The organism is Cytobacillus oceanisediminis (assembly GCF_004366035.1).
Lineage (GTDB): Bacteria > Bacillota > Bacilli > Bacillales > Cytobacillaceae > Cytobacillus > Cytobacillus oceanisediminis_C.
In genome coordinates this window covers 1-19124 of record NZ_SOEE01000010.1, presented here as the reverse complement: position 1 = coordinate 19124, position 19124 = coordinate 1, and the positions used below count along the sequence as shown (strand labels likewise).

The 19124-nt window shown below is 39.7% G+C and carries 18 protein-coding genes and 1 pseudogene; 8 read left to right on the top strand and 11 right to left on the bottom strand.

Annotated elements, in window-relative coordinates:
* Positions 1-127: 127 nt before the first annotated feature.
* Both DFO72_RS22490 and DFO72_RS22485 read right to left on the bottom strand, forming a co-directional pair.
* On the bottom strand, positions 128-775 hold the full coding sequence (locus tag DFO72_RS22490; protein WP_113885192.1) for a response regulator: 648 nt from the start codon (positions 773-775) through the stop codon (positions 128-130).
* Positions 750-2609 carry a GAF domain-containing sensor histidine kinase gene (locus DFO72_RS22485; RefSeq protein ID WP_113885191.1) on the bottom strand — a complete coding sequence of 620 codons (1860 nt, stop codon included), beginning with the start codon at positions 2607-2609 and terminating at the stop codon, positions 750-752. The genes DFO72_RS22490 and DFO72_RS22485 overlap by 26 nt, the downstream gene beginning before the upstream one ends.
* A gap of 534 nt (positions 2610-3143) precedes the next feature.
* Between DFO72_RS22485 and DFO72_RS22480 the strand changes: the two are divergent.
* Positions 3144-3395: pseudogene (locus DFO72_RS22480) on the top strand (alpha/beta hydrolase); the annotation flags it as partial.
* A 353-nt stretch (positions 3396-3748) separates the two neighbouring features.
* On the opposite strand, the gene DFO72_RS22475 reads toward DFO72_RS22480, so the two are convergent.
* Together DFO72_RS22475 and DFO72_RS22470 are read right to left on the bottom strand one after the other, a co-directional pair.
* On the bottom strand, positions 3749-4264 hold the full coding sequence (locus DFO72_RS22475; protein ID WP_113885189.1) for an SRPBCC domain-containing protein: 516 nt from the start codon (positions 4262-4264) through the stop codon (positions 3749-3751).
* An 88-nt stretch (positions 4265-4352) separates the two neighbouring features.
* Positions 4353-4679, bottom strand: coding sequence for an ArsR/SmtB family transcription factor (locus DFO72_RS22470; RefSeq protein WP_035329701.1), 327 nt, complete (start codon positions 4677-4679; stop codon positions 4353-4355).
* Between the two features lie 287 nt (positions 4680-4966).
* Here DFO72_RS22470 and DFO72_RS22465 point away from each other — a divergent pair, with 287 nt between their 5' ends.
* Positions 4967-5947: an NAD(P)-dependent alcohol dehydrogenase gene (locus tag DFO72_RS22465; protein ID WP_166672547.1), complete on the top strand. Its 981-nt coding sequence runs from the start codon at positions 4967-4969 to the stop codon at positions 5945-5947.
* Positions 5948-6161: 214 nt separating this feature from the next.
* On the opposite strand, the gene DFO72_RS22460 is transcribed toward DFO72_RS22465, so the two are convergent.
* On the bottom strand, positions 6162-6707 hold the full coding sequence (locus tag DFO72_RS22460) for a helix-turn-helix domain-containing protein (RefSeq protein ID WP_113885186.1): 546 nt from the start codon (positions 6705-6707) through the stop codon (positions 6162-6164).
* A gap of 112 nt (positions 6708-6819) precedes the next feature.
* On the opposite strand from DFO72_RS22460, the gene DFO72_RS22455 reads away from it, so the two are divergent.
* Positions 6820-7443, top strand: coding sequence for a LysE family translocator (locus tag DFO72_RS22455; protein ID WP_113885185.1), 624 nt, complete (start codon positions 6820-6822; stop codon positions 7441-7443).
* Positions 7444-7507: 64 nt separating this feature from the next.
* Here DFO72_RS22455 and DFO72_RS22450 read toward each other — a convergent pair whose 3' ends face one another.
* Positions 7508-7714, bottom strand: a complete 207-nt coding sequence (locus tag DFO72_RS22450; RefSeq protein ID WP_113885184.1) for a hypothetical protein — start codon at positions 7712-7714, stop codon at positions 7508-7510.
* Positions 7715-8082: 368 nt separating this feature from the next.
* Here DFO72_RS22450 and DFO72_RS22445 point away from each other — a divergent pair, with 368 nt between their 5' ends.
* Both DFO72_RS22445 and DFO72_RS22440 read left to right on the top strand, forming a co-directional pair.
* Entirely contained in the window at positions 8083-8430 is a 348-nt protein-coding gene (locus DFO72_RS22445) for a PadR family transcriptional regulator (RefSeq protein WP_113885182.1), read from the top strand.
* Positions 8417-9415 (top strand): HAAS signaling domain-containing protein, encoded by a 999-nt coding sequence (locus tag DFO72_RS22440; RefSeq protein WP_113885181.1) that lies wholly within the window; start codon positions 8417-8419, stop codon positions 9413-9415. Before DFO72_RS22445 ends, DFO72_RS22440 begins: the two co-directional genes overlap by 14 nt.
* 62 nt (positions 9416-9477) lie before the next feature.
* Here DFO72_RS22440 and DFO72_RS22435 read toward each other — a convergent pair whose 3' ends face one another.
* The 5 genes from DFO72_RS22435 to DFO72_RS22415 form a co-directional block, all read right to left on the bottom strand.
* The gene (locus DFO72_RS22435) at positions 9478-10827 is read right to left on the bottom strand and encodes a purine-cytosine permease family protein (RefSeq protein WP_113885180.1); all 1350 of its coding nucleotides are present in this window, start codon (positions 10825-10827) and stop codon (positions 9478-9480) included.
* A gap of 95 nt (positions 10828-10922) precedes the next feature.
* The gene (locus DFO72_RS22430) at positions 10923-11252 is read right to left on the bottom strand and encodes a cupin domain-containing protein (RefSeq protein WP_113885179.1); all 330 of its coding nucleotides are present in this window, start codon (positions 11250-11252) and stop codon (positions 10923-10925) included.
* 1 nt (position 11253) lies between these two features.
* Positions 11254-13002 carry a hydantoinase B/oxoprolinase family protein gene (locus DFO72_RS22425; RefSeq protein ID WP_113885178.1) on the bottom strand — a complete coding sequence of 583 codons (1749 nt, stop codon included), beginning with the start codon at positions 13000-13002 and terminating at the stop codon, positions 11254-11256.
* Positions 13003-15048, bottom strand: a complete 2046-nt coding sequence (locus DFO72_RS22420) for a hydantoinase/oxoprolinase family protein (protein WP_113885177.1) — start codon at positions 15046-15048, stop codon at positions 13003-13005.
* 43 nt (positions 15049-15091) lie between these two features.
* Positions 15092-15637, bottom strand: a complete 546-nt coding sequence (locus tag DFO72_RS22415) for a helix-turn-helix domain-containing protein (RefSeq protein ID WP_113885176.1) — start codon at positions 15635-15637, stop codon at positions 15092-15094.
* Between the two features lie 476 nt (positions 15638-16113).
* On the opposite strand from DFO72_RS22415, the gene DFO72_RS22410 reads away from it, so the two are divergent.
* From DFO72_RS22410 to DFO72_RS22400, 3 genes are read left to right on the top strand one after another with little or no spacing between them, the layout of a single operon-like run.
* Positions 16114-17181, top strand: coding sequence for an ABC transporter substrate-binding protein (locus DFO72_RS22410; RefSeq protein ID WP_113885175.1), 1068 nt, complete (start codon positions 16114-16116; stop codon positions 17179-17181).
* A gap of 25 nt (positions 17182-17206) precedes the next feature.
* Positions 17207-18013, top strand: coding sequence for an ABC transporter ATP-binding protein (locus DFO72_RS22405; protein WP_113885174.1), 807 nt, complete (start codon positions 17207-17209; stop codon positions 18011-18013).
* Positions 18014-18030: 17 nt separating this feature from the next.
* A complete protein-coding gene (locus DFO72_RS22400) occupies positions 18031-18855 on the top strand; it encodes an ABC transporter permease (protein ID WP_113885173.1) in 825 nt (274 codons plus the stop codon).
* Positions 18856-19124: the final 269 nt, after the last annotated feature.

Genomic DNA, 19124 nt, shown 5'->3' with positions numbered 1-19124 from the left:
GCATAAGGGGTAAAATGCTCTTGCTAGCGTACTATCTTCTCTACTACTTAAGTATTAGTAGACGCCGGGAATAACTTCAGAGGGAATGAGAAGATCTTTTCATAAATGCATAAAAAAAGTTCCTATTTCAGGAACCTATGTGAATCGGTACTAGCTTATTTTGCACCGCAAAAATCACAACTTGCGATCTGCTTTTTACATTTAATTTCTTAAAGATTTTGCTAACATGTATCTTTACGGTTTTATCACTTATAAATAGGCGGCCTGCTATTTCCTTATTGCTTAAACCTTCAACTAGGCAAAAGAGAACTTCCTTTTCTCGATCGGTTAATGCAGTGTCTTCATTTTCAATATTCTTTTGTTGATGGAATGAAAGCAGCTTTTTGGTCATCGAAGGGTGTATCACGGACTCGCCACGTGCAACTGTTCGAATAGCCTCTACTACCTGATAGGAAGGGGCGTCCTTTAATAGATAACCATCTGCTCCTTCGCGAATCGCTGACATAAAAAACTCTTCATGGCTATGCATGGTGAGCACAAGTATTTTTATGCCAGGGAACTGTTTTTTTAAAATACCCGTAACTTCTACACCGCTTCTAGCAGGCATATTGATATCCATTAATATGATATCTGGTTTGCATTCGTTTACTTTTATAAGAGCATCTTCCCCTGATACCGCTTCCCCAACTACTTGAACATCTTCTTCCATCTCTAAAATATTCCTTAATCCATCTCTAAGAACTGCATGGTCATCTACTAGCATAAGCTTGATCAACTATGTCTCCCCCTTCTAATCCCATTTTCGGTATATTCATCGTCACTATTGTTCCAGCTCCTTCCTTACTGTCTATTTGCAACGAAGCATTGATCTTATCAGCAGCATCATTCATTTGCAGTATGCCAAAGTGTGGCTGATTACGAGCTTTAAGCATGGCCTGAAAAAGTGAAAAACCTTTTCCGTTATCTTTGATTTTCAATAAAATATTTTCGGTTTGATAGCATAATAAGATATCTATTTTTGATGCCATTGAATGTTTTATGCTGTTATGAATGCTTTCTTGAAAAGTGTCAAATAATACTTTTTCTGCCATAGGACTAAGCTGAATCTCGTTTCCTCTAATTACAAAATAAATAGCTTGATTATATTCCTGGCGTAAATCTTCAATTTTGTTAGAAATAGCAGTTGTTAAACCTACTCTTTCCGTTGGGTACGGGCGTAATGCATAAATAGATTCACGAACTTCCTTCAAGCTTTCCCGTAGTCCTTTAATACTTTCCTCTATTAATTTTTTCGTTTCAATAGGATGTTTACTGAATTTTTTCTCTGCCGTTTCAAGCTTCATAACTGCACCTGCTAAAGTTTGAGCGATTCCGTCATGAATGTCCCTAGCAATCCGATTTCTTTCTTCTAAAATAATACGCTTTTCCTTTTCCGTAATTAGCATTCTCGTTTTAATGTTTACAGCAAGCTGATTGGCAAGTGTAGCAATGGATTGTACCTCATGATCTTCAAAGCTTTTGGTCAGGCTTCTTGCCACAATGAACATTCCTACTGCTTCATTTTCAACAACAAGAGGCGAGTAAACGAATGTTTTTAAATCCTTTTCAAAACATTCTGTAGCAATTCCATCTTCTTTTTTTCCATAAGTGTATAAAGTTGGCTTTCTTATTTCTTCAAAGCCCTCTAATGTTACCGTTCTTACACTGAATCCTGGAACTGTCCTCCCATCTTGAAAACGCAGCCTCCACTCTCCCTCTTCCTTAATCCATAAGATGCTTGCCTCTACTTTAATTAACTCATTAAAGCTTTTCTTAAGAGTAGACAGCCATTCTTTTGTTGGAAGCATTTGATTTAATTCTGTCGTCATTGAAAAAAGTGCTTTCATTCTTTTTTTCTCCCTTTTAAGTCTCGTAATGGTTGAGCTTATAAGGGAGAATCCCACTAACGGTGAAAAAAAGGAAAAATATGAAAAAATATCGACTTCGCCTCGGTCTAGACCTCCTAGAAGGTAAAGGAGAATTCCATATACAAGCGATACAGCTGCACTGCTTAATTCCGTAAGTGTTTTTTGCTTCCACATCTTAACCGAGTATAATTGCGGTCGTATGAGGTGCAAAATATCCACGATTGCATTATTAAAAATACTAAAGAAGCAGAGTAGAAAGAGGTACTCTGTGATTCCTCTTACAGTCGAGATTTCGATTAATCTCTCTATCATCGGATGAAAGAGCTGCAGCATGTATAAGCTGGCAAAAAAACTCAAGACCAATTGGGCGGGGTTGAAAAGAATTATTCGCAAAGGACGGCGTCTTAATATGTAGACTAAAAGGATAACAAATGCATATGTAATAGACATAGCGGGAAAACCGTAGGCAAGATAGAGTATATATACAAGGGGAAAGGATACGGATGTAAAACCTTTCCATATTGGCATTGGATAATACTCACTAATAAATAAAAATACAACTAAAAGTATGAAAATCAAAAAATCATCTACTTTTTCAATATGGAAACCTGAAAGTAAAATAACTGTCCATCCTATCATGGAAATAATCCAAAGAAAATATTTGGAATACTCTTCTCTTTTTTTAAAAAGGTATTTTTCCAACCTCTTCCACCTCCTTTGATTAAGAATATTCTGTTATTTGATTTTATCTTTATAACTATTAAAATACAACAAAAAGAAATAGTGTAGATCTGATAATAAGCGAGGAGAAGTATAAACTTTTCTTTCGTAAAGAATGGGTTAAGAACCTTTGCAGTCAATACACTCAGATTAGAGGGAAGTAGATACTTAAACTCCCCATGAGTTTAGAATTATGAGACCTCAAAAAATATAAAAAACCCAGACACTAGTCTAATGGCGAAACCACTAACCAATGCTGGGCAAAACCTATTCAAGGTTTTGTTGAATTTATTATTTCAAATTAAGTTGCCTAAAGCTATTCATCTTAAGGGGTATTTTTATAGTGCAGAAGTATTACCGTAGTGTCTTTATCTATATCCAATTAAAAATATCAGTTTGATTATCTATCAGAATTCCTAAATTAGTCCGATTGTTTAATTTTAAGCGAGAGATCTAATAAGCTCCCATCTAACCATTTGATTTGCACCTTTATTTTTATAGACACGCAAGCAGGCTTCGTTGATAGGTTTTGATGCTTTCCATTTAGTCGAAGAGCTACTAACGCAACCGTTACAGATTATTGTTGGTAACGTACAAGGTGCATTCGGTTCCTATAAAGATGGTCATGAACTTTATAATAGAGCAGCTTCCGATAAAAAGGATTTGTTTATTGTTGAAGGTGCATCTCACTATGATTTATACCACCAACCAGAACCAGTTAGTCAGGCTGTTAAAAAACTAGAAGCTTTCTATAAAGAAAACCTTTAAATATAAGATCATTTTAAAATTTAGATGTGTGGTATAAATTAAAACAGAAGATTGTTATCATTAATTATTCAGCCGTTTTCCTAGTAAGTTAGGAAAACGGTTTTTTAATTGGCTTGAAACTGCCTTAGTTTTATAAATCCATTATGACACCTGGCCCAAATTACAAATTGTTACTTAAAATAGATTTCTATGTACTATAGAGTAAAACTGAGATTTCCTGTAAATTTAGCTTTTTTAGAAATTAAAGTTTCGCAAATAAAAGTTATTTCATAAAATAAGCGTTAATCCCCTCTTGGATCAACGCCATGTTAAATAATATATTTGCAGCAATTCTTGCCTTATGTTAAATTTCGTTATTTGACCTCGTTCAAATGCTCTTCCAGACGATTCCAAGTATCTGTAATACCTTGCAGCATACCCATTTCCATTACGGACTGAAGCGCCTCTGCGGATACATATTCTCCACGGTTAATTAATTTTGTTTTGCCGTCCACATCCACAAATTCCAAAGTCACTTCAGTAGAAGGCATTTCCTCGTTAATAGTCCCTTCAGCATCGGAAAAATAGTCCGTATAGCTGATGCTCTCCGGTTCGCTAATTTCCTTGTATATCCCCTTGCCCCAAGATTCCATGCCATAGAATTGGCCCTGATTCCGATCAACACACTTCATGCAATAATGCCATACTCCGCCAGGTCTGAAGTCAACACTGCAAACTGGGAGCTCCCAGCCTCTCGGGCCCCACCAATGTTTCAGGTGTTCCGGCTCTTTAAACATTTTAAAGACAAGCTCGCGCGGTGCATCGAATACGCGCTCCAATACAAGCACTCGTTCATCTTCAACTCTTGAAAGCATTGCATTATTTGACATTGTTACTCCTCCATTAGAAGCTGTATTTGTAAAGCCGTCTGTAGCTCAAGGGACAGATCTTGTTTAGCCTTCGTCTATTTTTCTTCCATCAATTCAAAGGTTTTTTGCCCTGCAATACATTAAGGTAATCATCCAGTCTATCCATCCTGCCTTCCCATAATCGACGATAGGAATCAAGCCACCTATCCAGTTCTTGAAACGGTTCAGGCCTGATTTTATAAATCCGGCGGTTGGCGATCGGCTGAACCTCCACGAGGCCAGCGTCACAAAGAACGCGAAGATGCTTGGAGGTTTGAGGCTGGTTTAAATCAAGCTTTTTTGCAATATCCCCCACCGGAAGTGCTCCTTCCAGCAGCAGGTCAATGATATCCAGGCGGTTGGGCTCAGCCAGGGCACTGAAAATTTGCCCGTTCATGTTGAATCATCTCCCAGTGTAATTGTGTTCTCTTTTTCTATTTCTATTGTCGATCCCACCCCCGCTTCCTTAGTTTAACTTTCCTTAATAACAATATACATCATAAGGAATATTCCTGTAAAGGAATATTATAAATAATTTGAAAAATAGGCTACATTGACCCTTTAAGGCCCTCTTCATCAGTCAAAGAAGGAATATAGTCTTGAATATTTCTTCCTCGAATAGTATTAATAGATGTCATTTTAAACGAATTCATGTATTACCTGGAAAATTAGGAGGGATTTTTTCTGAAAGCAATCGTGTATCGAAAATACGGTTCGCCAGATAATCTTAAATTGACATATCTAGATAAACCAGTTCCAAAGGATCATGAGGTACTTGTAAAGGTTCACGCAGCAGCTGTGAATTATGGGAATCTTGTCCTTTTAAGAGGAAAACCATACCTGGCACGCTTTGTTTACGGTCTTCTAAAACCAAAACACACGATCCCAGGAGGTGACATAGCCGGCCAGGTGGAAGCAGTCGGCAAAAAAGTTACACAGTTTCAGCCAGGCGATAGTGTGTTCGGAGATCTCTCAGGCTGCGGGTGGGGCGGTTATGCTGAATTTGTATCTGTCCCTGAAAAGGCCCTGGCATTAAAACCAGCCAATATTTCCTTCGGGGAGGCGGCCGCAGTACCTATGGCGGGAGTCACGGCACTCCAGGCCTTAAGAGATAAAGGAAATATTCAGGCAGGCCAGAAGGTCTTGATTTATGGGGCCTCAGGCGGTGTAGGAACTTTCGCCGTACAAATTGCCAAATCATTTGGTGCTGAGGTTACCGGCGTATGCAGTACAAGAAATTTAGACATTTTGCGTACTCTCGGAGCGGACCATGCCATCGATTATCAAAAGGAGGATTTCACCAAAAGGACAGAGAAGTATGACCTGATTCTGGCTGTTAACGGGTATCAGCCGATTTCAGTTTATAAGCGGGCTTTAAGGCCTGATGGAACTTATGTGCTTGCCGGTGGTTCAGGAGCACAATTTACACAGGCAATGGTCATGGGCCCGTGGATTTCTTTAACCGGAAACAAAAAAATGAGCAGCATGCTGCAGAGGCAAAATCAGAAAGACTTGTTTTTTATGAGCGAACTTCTTGAAACCGGCAAAGTAAAGCCGGTCATTGATCGATTGTTTAAATTTAGTGAAGTAGACAAAGCTTTCAGATACTTTGAAGAAGGGCACGCTCAAGGAAAAGTAATCATTACAATTGCAGAAGCTTCTTAGAGGTTAAGATTCATTGTGTGTTCAGTGTGGGGGAGGAGAAGGAGAAGATTAAACCGAAATAGGCAGTCATCTCCCCCAAAATGAAAGACATGGGCTGCATGGGTTTTAGCTTTTATCAGCATTCTTCTTTTATTTATGGATCTTCTTAGATCCGCCCCTTCCCCAGTAACTGACTCCGGTTCAATGCCCACACCCATTGGAAGCGGGTCCCAGATTAAAAGGATGGCGGAGTCACAGAGAAAAGGATAGCAGCTTTTCCATCAAAATTATTTTCCCACTTATGCTTCATATAAGCTGGTATTTTGAGACTGTCACCAGCTTCTAATATGTATTCAGCTTCATCCAGGTACACCTTGATTTTTCCTTCCAATACATAAGCAACCTCTTCCCCTTTATGCTCCAAAAGCTTCTCCGATGAGGAGGTCGCCGGAGGGATATTCATGATTGCAGTTGACAGTGTCCCTGTAAAATCAGGCGATAATAATTCATAGGATATATTTTCAACAACCATATTTTTACGTTCATTGAATCGTACAACTAAATCTTCTGTATTCGTCTCTTCGAGTAAAAAGCTAAAGGTAGGAACATCAAGGGCCTTTGCTAAAACCTTCAAGGTCTGAATCGAAGGATTCGCGATCCCCCGTTCAATCTGGCTTAACATGGAAGGAGTAATGTCAGCTATTCTGGCTAATTCTCTGCTGCTATAGCCCTTCTCCTTCCTGAATTTCTCCACTTTTTTGCCTATATCTATATTTTCCATAACCCCGCCCCTTAATTTTTTTTAATATTTAACAAAATATGATCATCATGTGTTAAATTATATTTAACGTTTGTTAAATTGTATTTTAACACATCAGCAAGGAGTGAAGAAAATGAATGATTTCTTTACGTTTTTGGTTCTTTCTTTGTTTGTGGTCATGAGTCCAGGAATCGATACTGCCCTTATTACAAAAAGGACGATTGCAGACGGAAGAGCAGATGGCTATAAAATGGGACTTGGGATTACAGCCGGTTCTTTAGTGCATACCCTTGCGGCTGCTTTCGGTCTATCAGCCATCTTAATGCAGTCTGCTGCTGCATTCGAAATCATAAAATATGCCGGGGCTGTCTATTTGATATATCTCGGGTTATCTTCGTTCATCTCGATGAAAAAGAAGAAAGATATTGGTATAGAACCTGAGGTTAAATCCAATATGAAAAAGTCTGCTTTTAAACAAGGACTGCTTTCGAACGTGCTGAATCCAAAGGTTGCGATGTTCTTCTTAACCTTTCTGCCGCAATTTGTGAAGACAGGCGAAAACGCAACACATCAGCTGATCATCATGGGAATTATATACACACTGCTGAGCATCTCTTGGTTTTTCATCTATGTCTTTTTCATTAATTATATGCGGGAATGGCTAATGTCCCCGAAAGTTCAAAGGGTTATGGATAAAGCAACAGGCCTTGTGCTAATTGGATTTGGATTAAAGCTCGCCTTGGATAAACAGCATTAGATTGTAAAAAAACATTGGATAACCCCAATGTTTTTTTTACTCCCACGTTAAGCCAGTATTCAATTTAGAGAGGAAAAGGTAATGGTGAAAGAGCAGCAATGCTTCGGCAATCAATGATAAATTCCCTTTCTGCCGGAACTGCTCCTGGCTGCTGGGAGAAAGTAAAAATTGCGCAGCACGTCTCTTCTTTAAATCGGACAAAAGAAAACTCTGTAGGCTGAGGGTTTTGACCAGGACCTAAAGCTAAAAATTCCGCAGTTCCTTTCAGCATAAGCAAAAACTCCTGACCCTTCCGCGCATTCCTGAGAATGCTGCAGGCACACCCTCACAAGCTGATGGCAGCAGTTCACACCAACAGCATTTTCCTAAACCAAGCATACTATCACCTCCTTTAGAACCATCATATTTCTGAAAATTCATTTGGACAGACCATTCTCCCGATGTTATAAAAATGAATACATTGCCCACCTGAAACTGTATTACAAAAGGAGCTTTTCCCTGCACAACTAACGGCTTATCCTAGCAGTGCCAGATAAAAAACTGAAAAGAAGCAGTTGATTATTGTCACGTCCATACTGTATGATACATAGTATAAACCATATAGTGTATGACATATAGTATATCAAGCGAGGTGAGTAAATGAGTACGCTGCTGAATTCGTTAACAACAGAACTTCGGAGAGGAACACTGACGCTGGCTGTTCTAAGCCAGCTGCGGACACCGCAATATGGGTATTCGCTAGTTCAATTATTGGAGGACTCCGGCATAAATATTGATCAGAGCACGTTATATCCATTGCTGCGGCGTCTGGAAAAACAGGAGCTAGTGACAAGCAGCTGGGATCATACCGAAAGCCGGCCGCGCAAGTATTATGTTTTGAGCGAACTGGGGCTGGAGACCTTTCTGCAGTTAAAAGAGGAATGGATCAAGAATTCAAAACAGCTGTTCGGGCTGTTGAAAGGGGATGAGGAAGATGAATTTAATTGAGGTATATATACAGGAAGTGACCCGGAGGCTGCCTGAAAAGAGCCGTGCGGACATCGCACTTGAGCTGCAGTCAACGATTGGGGATATGCTTCCGGATGATTACACTGAGGAGGATGTTAAGGATGTCCTCGGTAAATTGGGAAGCCCCGCAGCTTTAGCCGCCGGATACCGGGATCAGCCGATGCATCTCATCGGGCCGCGCTATTTTGATGTTTATGTGTCATTATTAAAAATGATCCTGCCGATTGCAGCAGCGATTTCGTTGATTTCCGTTGCTGCCGAGTTTATTTTAGACTTTAACCGCGAAGATACGATCATCAATGCGGTGCTGGCTACCATGGGATATGGGATTTGGAGACTGATTGAAGTGGCGGTCCAGGTATTCTTCTGGCTGACGATTGTGTTCGCCGTTATTGAGCGGATGGATAAAGGAAAAGAGCAGCACCCGTTGTCTCCAAGCTTAAAACCGTGGACTCCGGAAGACTTGAAAAGCATCACCTATATTCCGAAGAAGAAAGCCATTTCCAAGTTCGAGGTTTTCGGAAGCTTGATGTGGACTGCCATTTGGGCAACCCTTTACTTTTATGCAGACCGGCTAATGGGAATCTATAGAGGCGGCGGTGAAGGACTGGAGTTCCAGATTGCCGCAGTTAACCAGGAGGTTCTGCTCGGGTACTGGCCAATTGTTGTGGTCATCATTGCGCTCGAAGTGGGGTTGGCACTCTACAAATTAATCATTGGCCAATGGACCAAAAGAATGGCGATCTTCAACACCATCCTTGAACTGTTCGCCACCATCGTGTTCATCTTCATCCTGCTGAATCCGAATTTGCTCCAGCCTGAATTCACAGCCTACATGAGCGAGTTATTCTCGATTTCAGCCGCTCAATTTAAAAACTGGCTGCTTGGCGGCATTATGATTGTATTTATCTTTTATGCTGGAATGAGTATCTTTGATGGGATACGCAAATCAAGAATTCAATAATGTGAAGTCCAAAATCATAAAGCCTGTTCTCAAAAAATAGAGAACAGGCTTTATTGAATAGATTATAGAATTTTAACATTATCAGAAGAATATAAGTCTGGCTGGCTGCTAATCTCGGTAAAGTGATCAGGTGCCACTCTTGCTTTGATTTTCATGGCAATGATATAAACAACTGCTGAAGCAATTATGGACTGGACAGCTGGGAGGCCAAAAGAATGTACATATTGAGTATAATAGCCAACAAAAGTTCCTGCTGCTAATGCAATGGTCGCCATCCAATTCCATCCTTTATTATCGGTCCATTGCTGTTTTCTGATAAAAAAGAAATCTGCCATCATAACACCGCCAATGGCTGGATAAATTAAAGCAGTCATATAAAGAAAATCCATAAAATAATCCAGTATACCTGCTAAAGCAACGACAATGGAAATGATCGTACCAGCCAAAGTCAGCAAGGCTCTCCCTTTATTAGAGTTAACATTCAGCATATTAGCCAATGCCAGGCCCATACTATAGTTATTTACTAATTGACTGGTCCAAGTGGCTAACCATAAGATGAGGAATCCCCATACCGGAAATCCTAAGTTCATCATGACATTTACAATATCCGCATCGCCAACCCCTATGGACATGATGGCGCCTACATAGAATAGCGGGAAACCAACAGCGATTATACCCAAGGGTATTAGTACATTGTCTTTTACAGATGGCTTTGCATAGCGTGTATAATCTGAAGCAATAACCCATTGTGAAACGTTTATGCCAATAACTAAACTGACGGCAGCAAGAAAAGTCATTTGTGGTTCAGGGTTCCAGGATGCTATCTTTTCCCAGCCAATATTTTTTAAAGCATAGAAAATACCGCCTGCAATTAATAATAATCCAGCTGGGACAGCTAAATAATCTGTCCACTTCATGGATGAGTATCCAATAATGGATGGAAGGGCAAATAGAAGGCCGGCAATGATAGTTACAATAGCCCAAAGGAACCACTCAGTCTGATAATCTATTCCAAACATCGCTGCTATGGCATTTCCTGCCACAGCTGTCTGGAGTGCCCACCACCCCATTGAAACGATAAATATAGTCAATCCTACAATAAATCGTGCCTGATTGGACCCAAAGCTTGTTCTGGCAATCACTGACGATGAGCGGCCAGTTTTTGCACCGATGTATCCTGCAAGGGCATTACCAATCCATTGGAAAATAAACAAAGCTGCTGCCAAGATCCAGAACAACTTCCCGAGACCAAAGCTTGCTGTCAATGTTGCACCTACCATTAAAACTGGAATTGTAAATTCAAGTCCCCCAAAAATGATGGCAGGTGATATCCAGTGCTGCCTTTCATTTATTGGCACAGAAGCAAGAGCTTCATCTTTTCCTCCGGTTTTCCTTAAAGACACATCCTCCATCCCTGTCCAGCTCCTTTTTATTTTATATCGGAATATTCTGTAAAATTTCCTTATAATAAAGACCTTGCCCATGCAAGGCCTTTATTATGAAAATGTTAACCAACCAAAACCCACACAATTTCACAATCCTCATCACTGTCATTGTAGGCAATATGTTCTTGCCCTGCAGGGATAAAGGTTGCATCTCCGCTTGAAACCCGATAGGTACTTCCCTTCGTTTCGGTGACAATTGAACCTTTTACTATAATCGAATATTCATTTTCTTTATGATTCGAAACTCCTGTTAAAGGGACTCTCTTTCCTGGAGGAATGACAACCGTTCCAACTTTCAAATCTCCAGCTAATGCTTTTTGTGAGAATACAGTTTTAAGAGGAACTGCGGCATTCGAATCAATCTGGATATCTTCTATATTTAATACATCCACTTTATTCACCTCTCCTCTGACGTTCTTCTGTTAAACCTTCGACAGCATATGTTTTCTCATTTACTTTTACCCCAAAGTCAGCTTCTGCCTGCGCCACAGTGATATAGCCATTTTTCACATCTTTGGCTACCATTTCTGCAGGACGCTTGTAAGACTCTCCGTATCCGCCGCCTGTGGCAGTGACTAATTTTACGACATCACCTTTATTCAGCGGGTACCTAGGATAGATCCCAAATGGACCATCGACTTCACCATTTGCTTTTTCAATATAAACTTGGTTAGCTGAACCTTCCTTGCCCTCATTCATTCCCCATGGAACAAACTTATTCCGTCCAAAAGTTACGGAAACCATTTGGTTGTCAGTCAGGGCTTTATAAGAGCGAATAACACCTGAACCGCCAATAAACTCTCCTGCTCCGGCTCCATCCGTATGCAAGCTGTACTCATCAACCATAATTCCATACCTTGTTTCAGCCACTTCAACTGGGACATTATATGTTTCCCCATCACCAATGCAGAATTGCCCTCTCGCACCATCCTGGCCTTCAGATGCACCCCAGCCGCCAACTGAAGGTTCAACAATTAAAAATGGTTCATCTGTATCCTGATGCAATCCTGATAAGACGACCGAACAAACAGATAAAAGGTGACCGGCATTAAGCCTATGTGGAATTACAGGAGCAAGAGCCTTCCAGATCAAATCAGCTCCTGCAAGCATGCTCTCCCAATAGATTGAAACAGGAGCTGGCCTTTCTGCTGAAAGAACTGAACCTTTATCCGTAATAACCTCCAATGGGCGAAACACTCCATCGTTCGCATCTTGCGATGGGTTCGTAATGGCAAGGAAAATCGTTCTAACTGCCGAGACAAGTGCAGTATAAGAACAGTTAACAGGTCCCGGAACCTGAGGATGGCTGCCCCTGAAATCAGCAACGAATTTTTCATCGGAGATGGTTACTTTGACTTTGATTTGAAAAGGGCCATTTCCAAAGCCATCATCATCAATAAATCCTTCTGCATGAAAAGTACCCTTTGGAAGCTTGGTTAATTCCTGACGCGCAAGCTGTTCTCCGTGGTCAAGCAGATAATCAACTGATGATAAAAATAATTGCTTCCCGTGCTTTTCGCATAATTCCTTAACCCGTTTTTCACCTGTTTTAAGGGCTGCAACCTGAGCCCACATATCTCCCAGCGACAATTCTGGGAATCGGACATTCGCTTCGATGATATCGACAATAGCCTGATTGATTTCGCCTTCATTGAAGAGCTTTACACTTGGAAACTGCAAGCCTTCCTGAAATATATCTGTAGCATCGTTGCTGAAGGAACCTGGATCTTTTCCTCCCACCTCAGTCCAATGGGCCTTATTGGCAGAGAAAGCAACAATTTCTCCTTTATAAAATATAGGCATCACCAGTCCCACATCGGAAAGATGGGAACCGCCGCCGCCATAAGAATCATTAATGATGATGATATCGCCCTCTTTTAGCTTTCCTTCCCCAAATTTCTTGAGGGTTTGCTTTACCATATCTGAAAGCATCCCAATAAATCCTGTAACACCATTCCCTTGAGTCAAAAGCTGCCCTTTCGCATCCGTAAGACCGCTCGCATAATCCAGGACTTCATAAATAATGGGGCTCATTGATGTTTTGGCAAGGGCAATAAACATCTCATCTCCGATGGCAACTAGTGAATCTTTCACAATCTCAAGTGTAAATGGATCTACTTTACTGCGAACAATTTGCGTCATTTATTCCACCCCTGTTTCAATGATTAGATTTCCGTATTCATCTACAGTCAAGGACTGACCTGGATAAATAACCGTAGAAGCAGACTGTTCCTCTACAATGGCTGGCCCGGAAATTTCCATGCCCTCACCAAATAAACTGCGGTGATATACCTTTGTTTCAACCCAGCCCTCCTCTTCAAAATAGACCGGCCGTGTTTCTTTGTATGCTTCTTGTATATTGCTGCTTCTAGAACTAATTTTTTTCAACTGAGGTTTTAGTACCTTCCCAAAAGCTGTTAAATGCAGATTAACAATTTCTGCTGGTGTACCTTCAAGCTTAAAAGTATAGTGCTGTTCATGAAGATCGCCAAAGCGCTTTACCACTTCTTTAAGGGTTTCATCAGACCATTCCCCGTTCGGAACAGGAACCTTTACAGTATGCTCCTGCCCAAGATATCGAATATCTGCAAATCTCGCAAATAAGACCTTTTCCTCCGAAACGCCCTCTTCCTGATATTGTTTAAGTGCTTGTGTTTCAATTGAATTCCATTCTTTATTCAGCTCAGCAGGATCGAGTTCATTTATTCTTCTGATATATGTCTGGATGTAGTCATGCCTTAAGTCAGTCATGAGCATTCCCCATGCAGAAAACACGGAAGAGGCTACTGGAACAATCACTTTTTTCACACCCAGCTCTTTAGCCAATGCAGGTGCATGCATAGATCCTCCGCCGCCAAAAGCGACCAATGAAAATTCACGGGGATTATGTCCTTTTCTTACTGATATAAGCTTTAACGCATTCAGCATATTGGAGTTTGCAATTCGAATAATCCCTAATGCAGCTTCTTCAACCGTCATTTCAAAATGATCGGCAACTTTCTCTTTAATGGCAGACTTTACTTTATCTAAATCTACTTCATAATCGAAGTTTTTCGGAGAAAGCCTTCCCGTTACAAGGTTCGCATCAGTAGTTGTTGGTTCTGTACCTCCTTGTCCATATGCCACTGGACCAGGTAATGCGCCTGCAGATTGAGGACCAACCTTTAAAGAACCCGCACCATCTATCCATGCGATTGAACCTCCTCCATTGCCAATTTCAACAATATCAACAACTGGCACTTTTATTGGATAACCAGCACTTCGTTCATTTTTTTCGATAAAATAATCAGTTGAAACCTTTACTTCTCCCTGATTAATCAATGAACATTTTGCAGTAGTTCCGCCAATATCAAAAGCAATAATATTTTTTTCATTCAAGATCTCACCAAGTACTGCCGCACCATATATCCCCGCAACAGGTCCGGACTCTACCATATTAATAGGGGTTTGTTTTGCACTATTAAAGGTTGTTGTTCCGCCGTTTGACTGCATTATGTAATTCTGGCTTTCAGTCTTGTTTTCTACTAATTTATTATGCAGACGGTTTACATAGGTAGCAGCAATCGGCTTAACATATGAATTAAGAACCGTGGTACTTGTCCGCTCATATTCCCGCCATTCCTTTGTCACTTCATATGATGCTGTAACGGCTGCTTCAGGCCATAGCTTTTTTATTAATTCCACAGTCTCAATTTCATGTACTGGATTAACATAAGAGTGTAAATAAGCGACAGCAATAGCTTCTACTTTTTGTTCCTTGAAATAGTTAATAACAGACGTTAACTGTTCCTTGTTTAACGGAGCAAGCACCTCACCTTTATAATTCAAGCGCTCCTCTACTTCCTGGCGTAAATAGCGCTCGACAAAAGGCACCGGCTTTTCGTATCGGACATTAAAAAGATCCGGGCGATTTCCTCTGGCAATTTCAAGCACATCACGGAAACCTTTGGTTGTAATTAAACCTGTCTTGACCCCTTTACGTTCAGTAAGTGCATTGATAATTACCGTGGTACCATGGATAAAAGTCTTGATGGCTGTCTGATCGATTTCACTTTTCTCAATAACATCGATCACTCCCTTTTCAAAATGGGGAGGTGTGGTATGGCTTTTAGCAACCCCAATTTCACCTTCATCATTCACATAAACCAGGTCAGTGAAAGTCCCGCCAATATCTGTAGCTACACGCATGATACTCCACCTTTCATAAAATGAGATATTTATTATCAGCCAATTAAAAAATAACTGGCGTTAAAACACAGAGTAATCTTGATTCTTCATTAATAGGATTTTCCATCGTGTGCGGGTAAGCGGATGGAAAGTGAATGGAATCACCTTCCCTGACAACATATTCCTTCCCATCTACATGAAAAATAACAAATCCCTTTAATACGTAATAATATTCCTCACCCGGATGTCCAAATTGCTGTATCTGTTTTTGGTTAGGGGCTAATGTAACCAAGAGAGGTTCAAGGCTTCTGCCTGGAAATTCACCATTTACTCGAACATAAGTAAATTCCGATCCCTTGATATTAAACGGCTTGTGCTCACTTGCCTTCACCATAAAATTCTGATTTGGTTTCTCATCTTCGAAAAACTCAGAAATTTTAACATTTAATGCATCCGCTATTTTTTTTAAAGAGGTAATAGCTAATGAAGTTGCCCCTCTCTCCACTTGAGAAAGAAAGCTGATTGACAAATCAGTACGTTCACTTAATTCTTTTAAGGTATAGCCATGCTGAAGTCTTAAATCTTTTATTTTCTTATAAATTTCTTCCATAATGAACTCCTTTGAAGCAGAACTGAAAAAATACAGTATGAGTGTAATTAAGTTTTAGTAATACTGTAATTAAAAAGTATAATATCATAAAATATTTAAAATTAAAAGAAAATTTAAAATAAAATGATGGAGCCTGATTTTTTTTCGGAAAAGTTAAAACATAAATAAACTCTGATGTTTATAATCCTGACTTTGCTTCTTAGCTCATTATTTAAACTATTCCCTATCCCCTTCATTCTTTGGCAAATATGCACACGTTTATTGTAATAATGTTAAATTTTATTGTTGCCGATCGAGTTGACAATATAAAGAGGGATATTGCTTCTTAAGGAAAGCACCCTGGAATTCAGGCATCAATAATCTGCGTTTTCTAACTCCGAAATATTTTAATTTTCAAAAAATAATGCTATAATTGCTAATGTATACAAAACAGTGTTTTAAATATAAAACACACAATAATTTTTAGGAGGGATTATATGTTTATTAAGAAAAGTGGAGCCGTGCTCCTATTAGTTTTAGCTTTAGTTTTAGCAGGATGTTCTGGTGGTGGAAACAATCAAACAACAAACGAAACTGGTAAAGACGGGAAGAAATTGACCAAGATTACTTTTTCTGAACCAGCTAGAATTCTCTCTTTGGCACCTTTTTATGCAGCCGTTGAAAAAGGTTTCTTGGAAGAAGAAGGAATTAAAGCTGAAATTGCCTCTGGGGGCGGCGGTTCACAAGTGATTGCTTCCTTATTATCAGGACAAGCTCAGTTTGCGATTTCTGGACCCAGAAGTATGTTTGTACCACTGGAAAAAGGTGAAGATCTTGTAGCTATTCAATCTCTAAATTCTGCGCTCACCTTTGAGATTGCCTTATCGAATGAATACATGGAAGAAAAGAATATCAATATAGATGATCCCCTTAAAGACCGTGTTGCTGCCTTAGAAGGCGCAAGCATCGGGACAAATGTAGTCGGAGATTCAGGGGACATTTATACAAGATATTTAATGCAATTACACGGCATTGATCCATCGACAGTTAAAATGGTGAAATTAGCTGGCACCGGACCTAAAATTGGCGGTATGAAGGAAGGCGTGGTTTCAGGTGGTATCAGTTCACCTCCATTTGCCGCACAAGTCAAGGATGAAGGCGTAGGAGAACTTGTGATTAAAGCGAGTGAAGAGCCCACATATGCGAACATGGTTTGGGAGGTTGTATTTGCAGATCGGGAATATCTTAAAGAGAACCCTGACATAGCTGCTAAAGTGGTTCGGGCTATTGGAAAAGGAATCGAATTTACTCGTGAAAATCCAAAGGAAGCTGCAGAGTCCATTGCTTCTTATTTCGAAGGAACTGACCGCAAGGTTTTAGAAAATTCATTAATAGATTTAAAAGATACGTTCCAGGGATATGGAGAAATGACTAAAGAATCATGGGACAATGCTCAAGTTCCTTTGGTTGAATTTGGAGATTTAACTGGAATTACGAAGGAACAGGATACAGAACCTGGGAGTATTTGGACAAATGAATATATAGAGGAAGCATTTCCTGAATAATTCTAAATGAAATGGGGTGAATATAGTGAGTGGAGCAGCGATTGAACAAACCTATAAACTATCATCAAATGATCTTGACGTAACTTATGTGAACAATAAAACGGGTACAGAAGTCATTGCGCTTCAAGATATTAATTTAAATATAAAGGAAGGCGAATTTATCTGTATCGTTGGACCCAGTGGATGTGGTAAAACAACCTTTTTAAATACAGTTGCCGGTCTAATAAAACCAAGCAGCGGTTACATTTTACTCGATGGAAAAAAAATAAATGGACCTGGCATTGATCGATCTGTTGTCTTTCAAACTCCAAGTCTCTTTCCTTGGCGTACTGTTATTCAGAACGTGCTATATGGCGTTGAGATTCAAAAACGAGTGTCCAGGGAAACGAAGATAAAGGCGAAAGAGTATATTGAGATGGTTGGGCTGAAAGGATTCGAAAATCATTATCCTCATGAATTATCCGGAGGTATGCAGCAGCGTGTTAATCTTGCAAGAGCATTAACAGTAGAGCCTTCTCTTTTATTACTGGATGAACCATTCTCCGCGCTTGATGCTCAAACACGGGAATTTATGCAGAAAGAGTTACTTCGAATCTGGAATGAAACTAAGAAAACAAGCTTATTTATTACCCACCAAATAGATGAAGCAGTATATTTGGCTGATCGGGTATTCGTATTTGGAGCAAGACCAGGCAGGGTTGTCGATATAGTGGATGTTACAATTCCAAGACCACGGGATTTAAATATAAAACGGGATCCTGAATTTTTAAAACAGATAGATTATATTTGGTCTTTGATAGAAAAAGAATCTACTAAACAAGGTTTTCATTAAAGGGAAAGGAGCGGGCCATGGCAAACACTGAAATTACTCAGGAAACAAGGAAGCTCATAAAGGAAAAGCCAAAAGTTTTAAGACAAAAAGACTTTACTATCGTTATAAGTGTCTTCTCGGTTGCTTTATTTATTTTAGGGTGGGAATTAGTTTCTAAAAAAGAATGGATTGACCCACTGTTTGTTAGTTCGCCTTCCGAGATATTTCAAGCAGCTGTTGTAATGGTGCAGGAACCTGCATTTTGGAGCAATATGGGCGTAAGCGGGTATGAGTTTGCAATAGGCTTTGTTTTCGCAGTCCTTATCGGGATACCTATTGGTGTACTTTCGGGCTGGAATAAAATCTTTAATGCCATTGTGAACCCTTTTATTTCCGGATTATATGTTACACCAAAAGTAGCTTTATTACCTGTAATCGTTATTGCATTAGGAATTGGGGTTGAATCCAAAATGCTGATTGTCTTTTTGATGGCATTTTTCCCAATTGTTTTAAATGCACAAAAAGCAATGCAGACACTAGATCAAAACTTGATAAAAGCCGCTCGCACCTTTACAGCTAGCGAGTTTCAAGTTTTTAAAACGATTGCCTTGCCTTCGACTGTTCCGTTTTTATTAGCAGGCATCCGTTTGGGTATTGGACAGGGCTTGATCGGGGTAGTAGTCGGTGAATTATTTGCTTCATCTGCAGGTATTGGTTTTCAATTAACCATTGATGGCCAGAATTTGCAAACAGCTAGAATGTTCGTTGGGATATTTGTTATTACGATAACTGGTCTTATCCTTTCTGGATTAGTTGGATTATTAGAGAAACATTTTTCTTCATGGCGACCGCAAAAAGATTAACTCTCTAAGTAATAAAATAAGCCCCTCTCAAATTTGTAAAGGATTCCGATAGGAGGTGCTTTTCTAAAAAAAATGCACCGAATTATCAGTCCATTTGGCATTTCAAATGAAATATAAAAAAAACAAAACTCGCCCTAAAATTTGGCGAGTTTTCTTTGTTATAAATTCCGGCCCATCTTAAATTAAACCAGCTAATAGGAGTCAAGAACTTCTTATTAAAAATATCTAATCCACCGTGTTATACTTTTGAAAGCAAGCCAAATAACCCT

What these genes read in the sequence shown, in the direction of transcription:
- DFO72_RS22440 (WP_113885181.1), top strand. Translation starts at nt 8,417, where the DNA reads ATGAATTTAATTGAGGTATATATACAGGAAGTGACCCGGAGGCTGCCT.
- DFO72_RS22445 (WP_113885182.1), top strand. Translation starts at nt 8,083, where the DNA reads ATGAGTACGCTGCTGAATTCGTTAACAACAGAACTTCGGAGAGGAACA.
- DFO72_RS22455 (WP_113885185.1), top strand. Translation starts at nt 6,820, where the DNA reads ATGAATGATTTCTTTACGTTTTTGGTTCTTTCTTTGTTTGTGGTCATG.
- DFO72_RS22410 (WP_113885175.1), top strand. Translation starts at nt 16,114, where the DNA reads ATGTTTATTAAGAAAAGTGGAGCCGTGCTCCTATTAGTTTTAGCTTTA.
- DFO72_RS22415 (WP_113885176.1), bottom strand. Translation starts at nt 15,637, where the DNA reads ATGGAAGAAATTTATAAGAAAATAAAAGATTTAAGACTTCAGCATGGC.
- DFO72_RS22450 (WP_113885184.1), bottom strand. Translation starts at nt 7,714, where the DNA reads ATGCTGAAAGGAACTGCGGAATTTTTAGCTTTAGGTCCTGGTCAAAAC.
- DFO72_RS22420 (WP_113885177.1), bottom strand. Translation starts at nt 15,048, where the DNA reads ATGCGTGTAGCTACAGATATTGGCGGGACTTTCACTGACCTGGTTTAT.
- DFO72_RS22435 (WP_113885180.1), bottom strand. Translation starts at nt 10,827, where the DNA reads ATGGAGGATGTGTCTTTAAGGAAAACCGGAGGAAAAGATGAAGCTCTT.
- DFO72_RS22475 (WP_113885189.1), bottom strand. Translation starts at nt 4,264, where the DNA reads ATGTCAAATAATGCAATGCTTTCAAGAGTTGAAGATGAACGAGTGCTT.
- DFO72_RS22460 (WP_113885186.1), bottom strand. Translation starts at nt 6,707, where the DNA reads ATGGAAAATATAGATATAGGCAAAAAAGTGGAGAAATTCAGGAAGGAG.
- DFO72_RS22470 (WP_035329701.1), bottom strand. Translation starts at nt 4,679, where the DNA reads ATGAACGGGCAAATTTTCAGTGCCCTGGCTGAGCCCAACCGCCTGGAT.
- DFO72_RS22400 (WP_113885173.1), top strand. Translation starts at nt 18,031, where the DNA reads ATGGCAAACACTGAAATTACTCAGGAAACAAGGAAGCTCATAAAGGAA.
- DFO72_RS22425 (WP_113885178.1), bottom strand. Translation starts at nt 13,002, where the DNA reads ATGACGCAAATTGTTCGCAGTAAAGTAGATCCATTTACACTTGAGATT.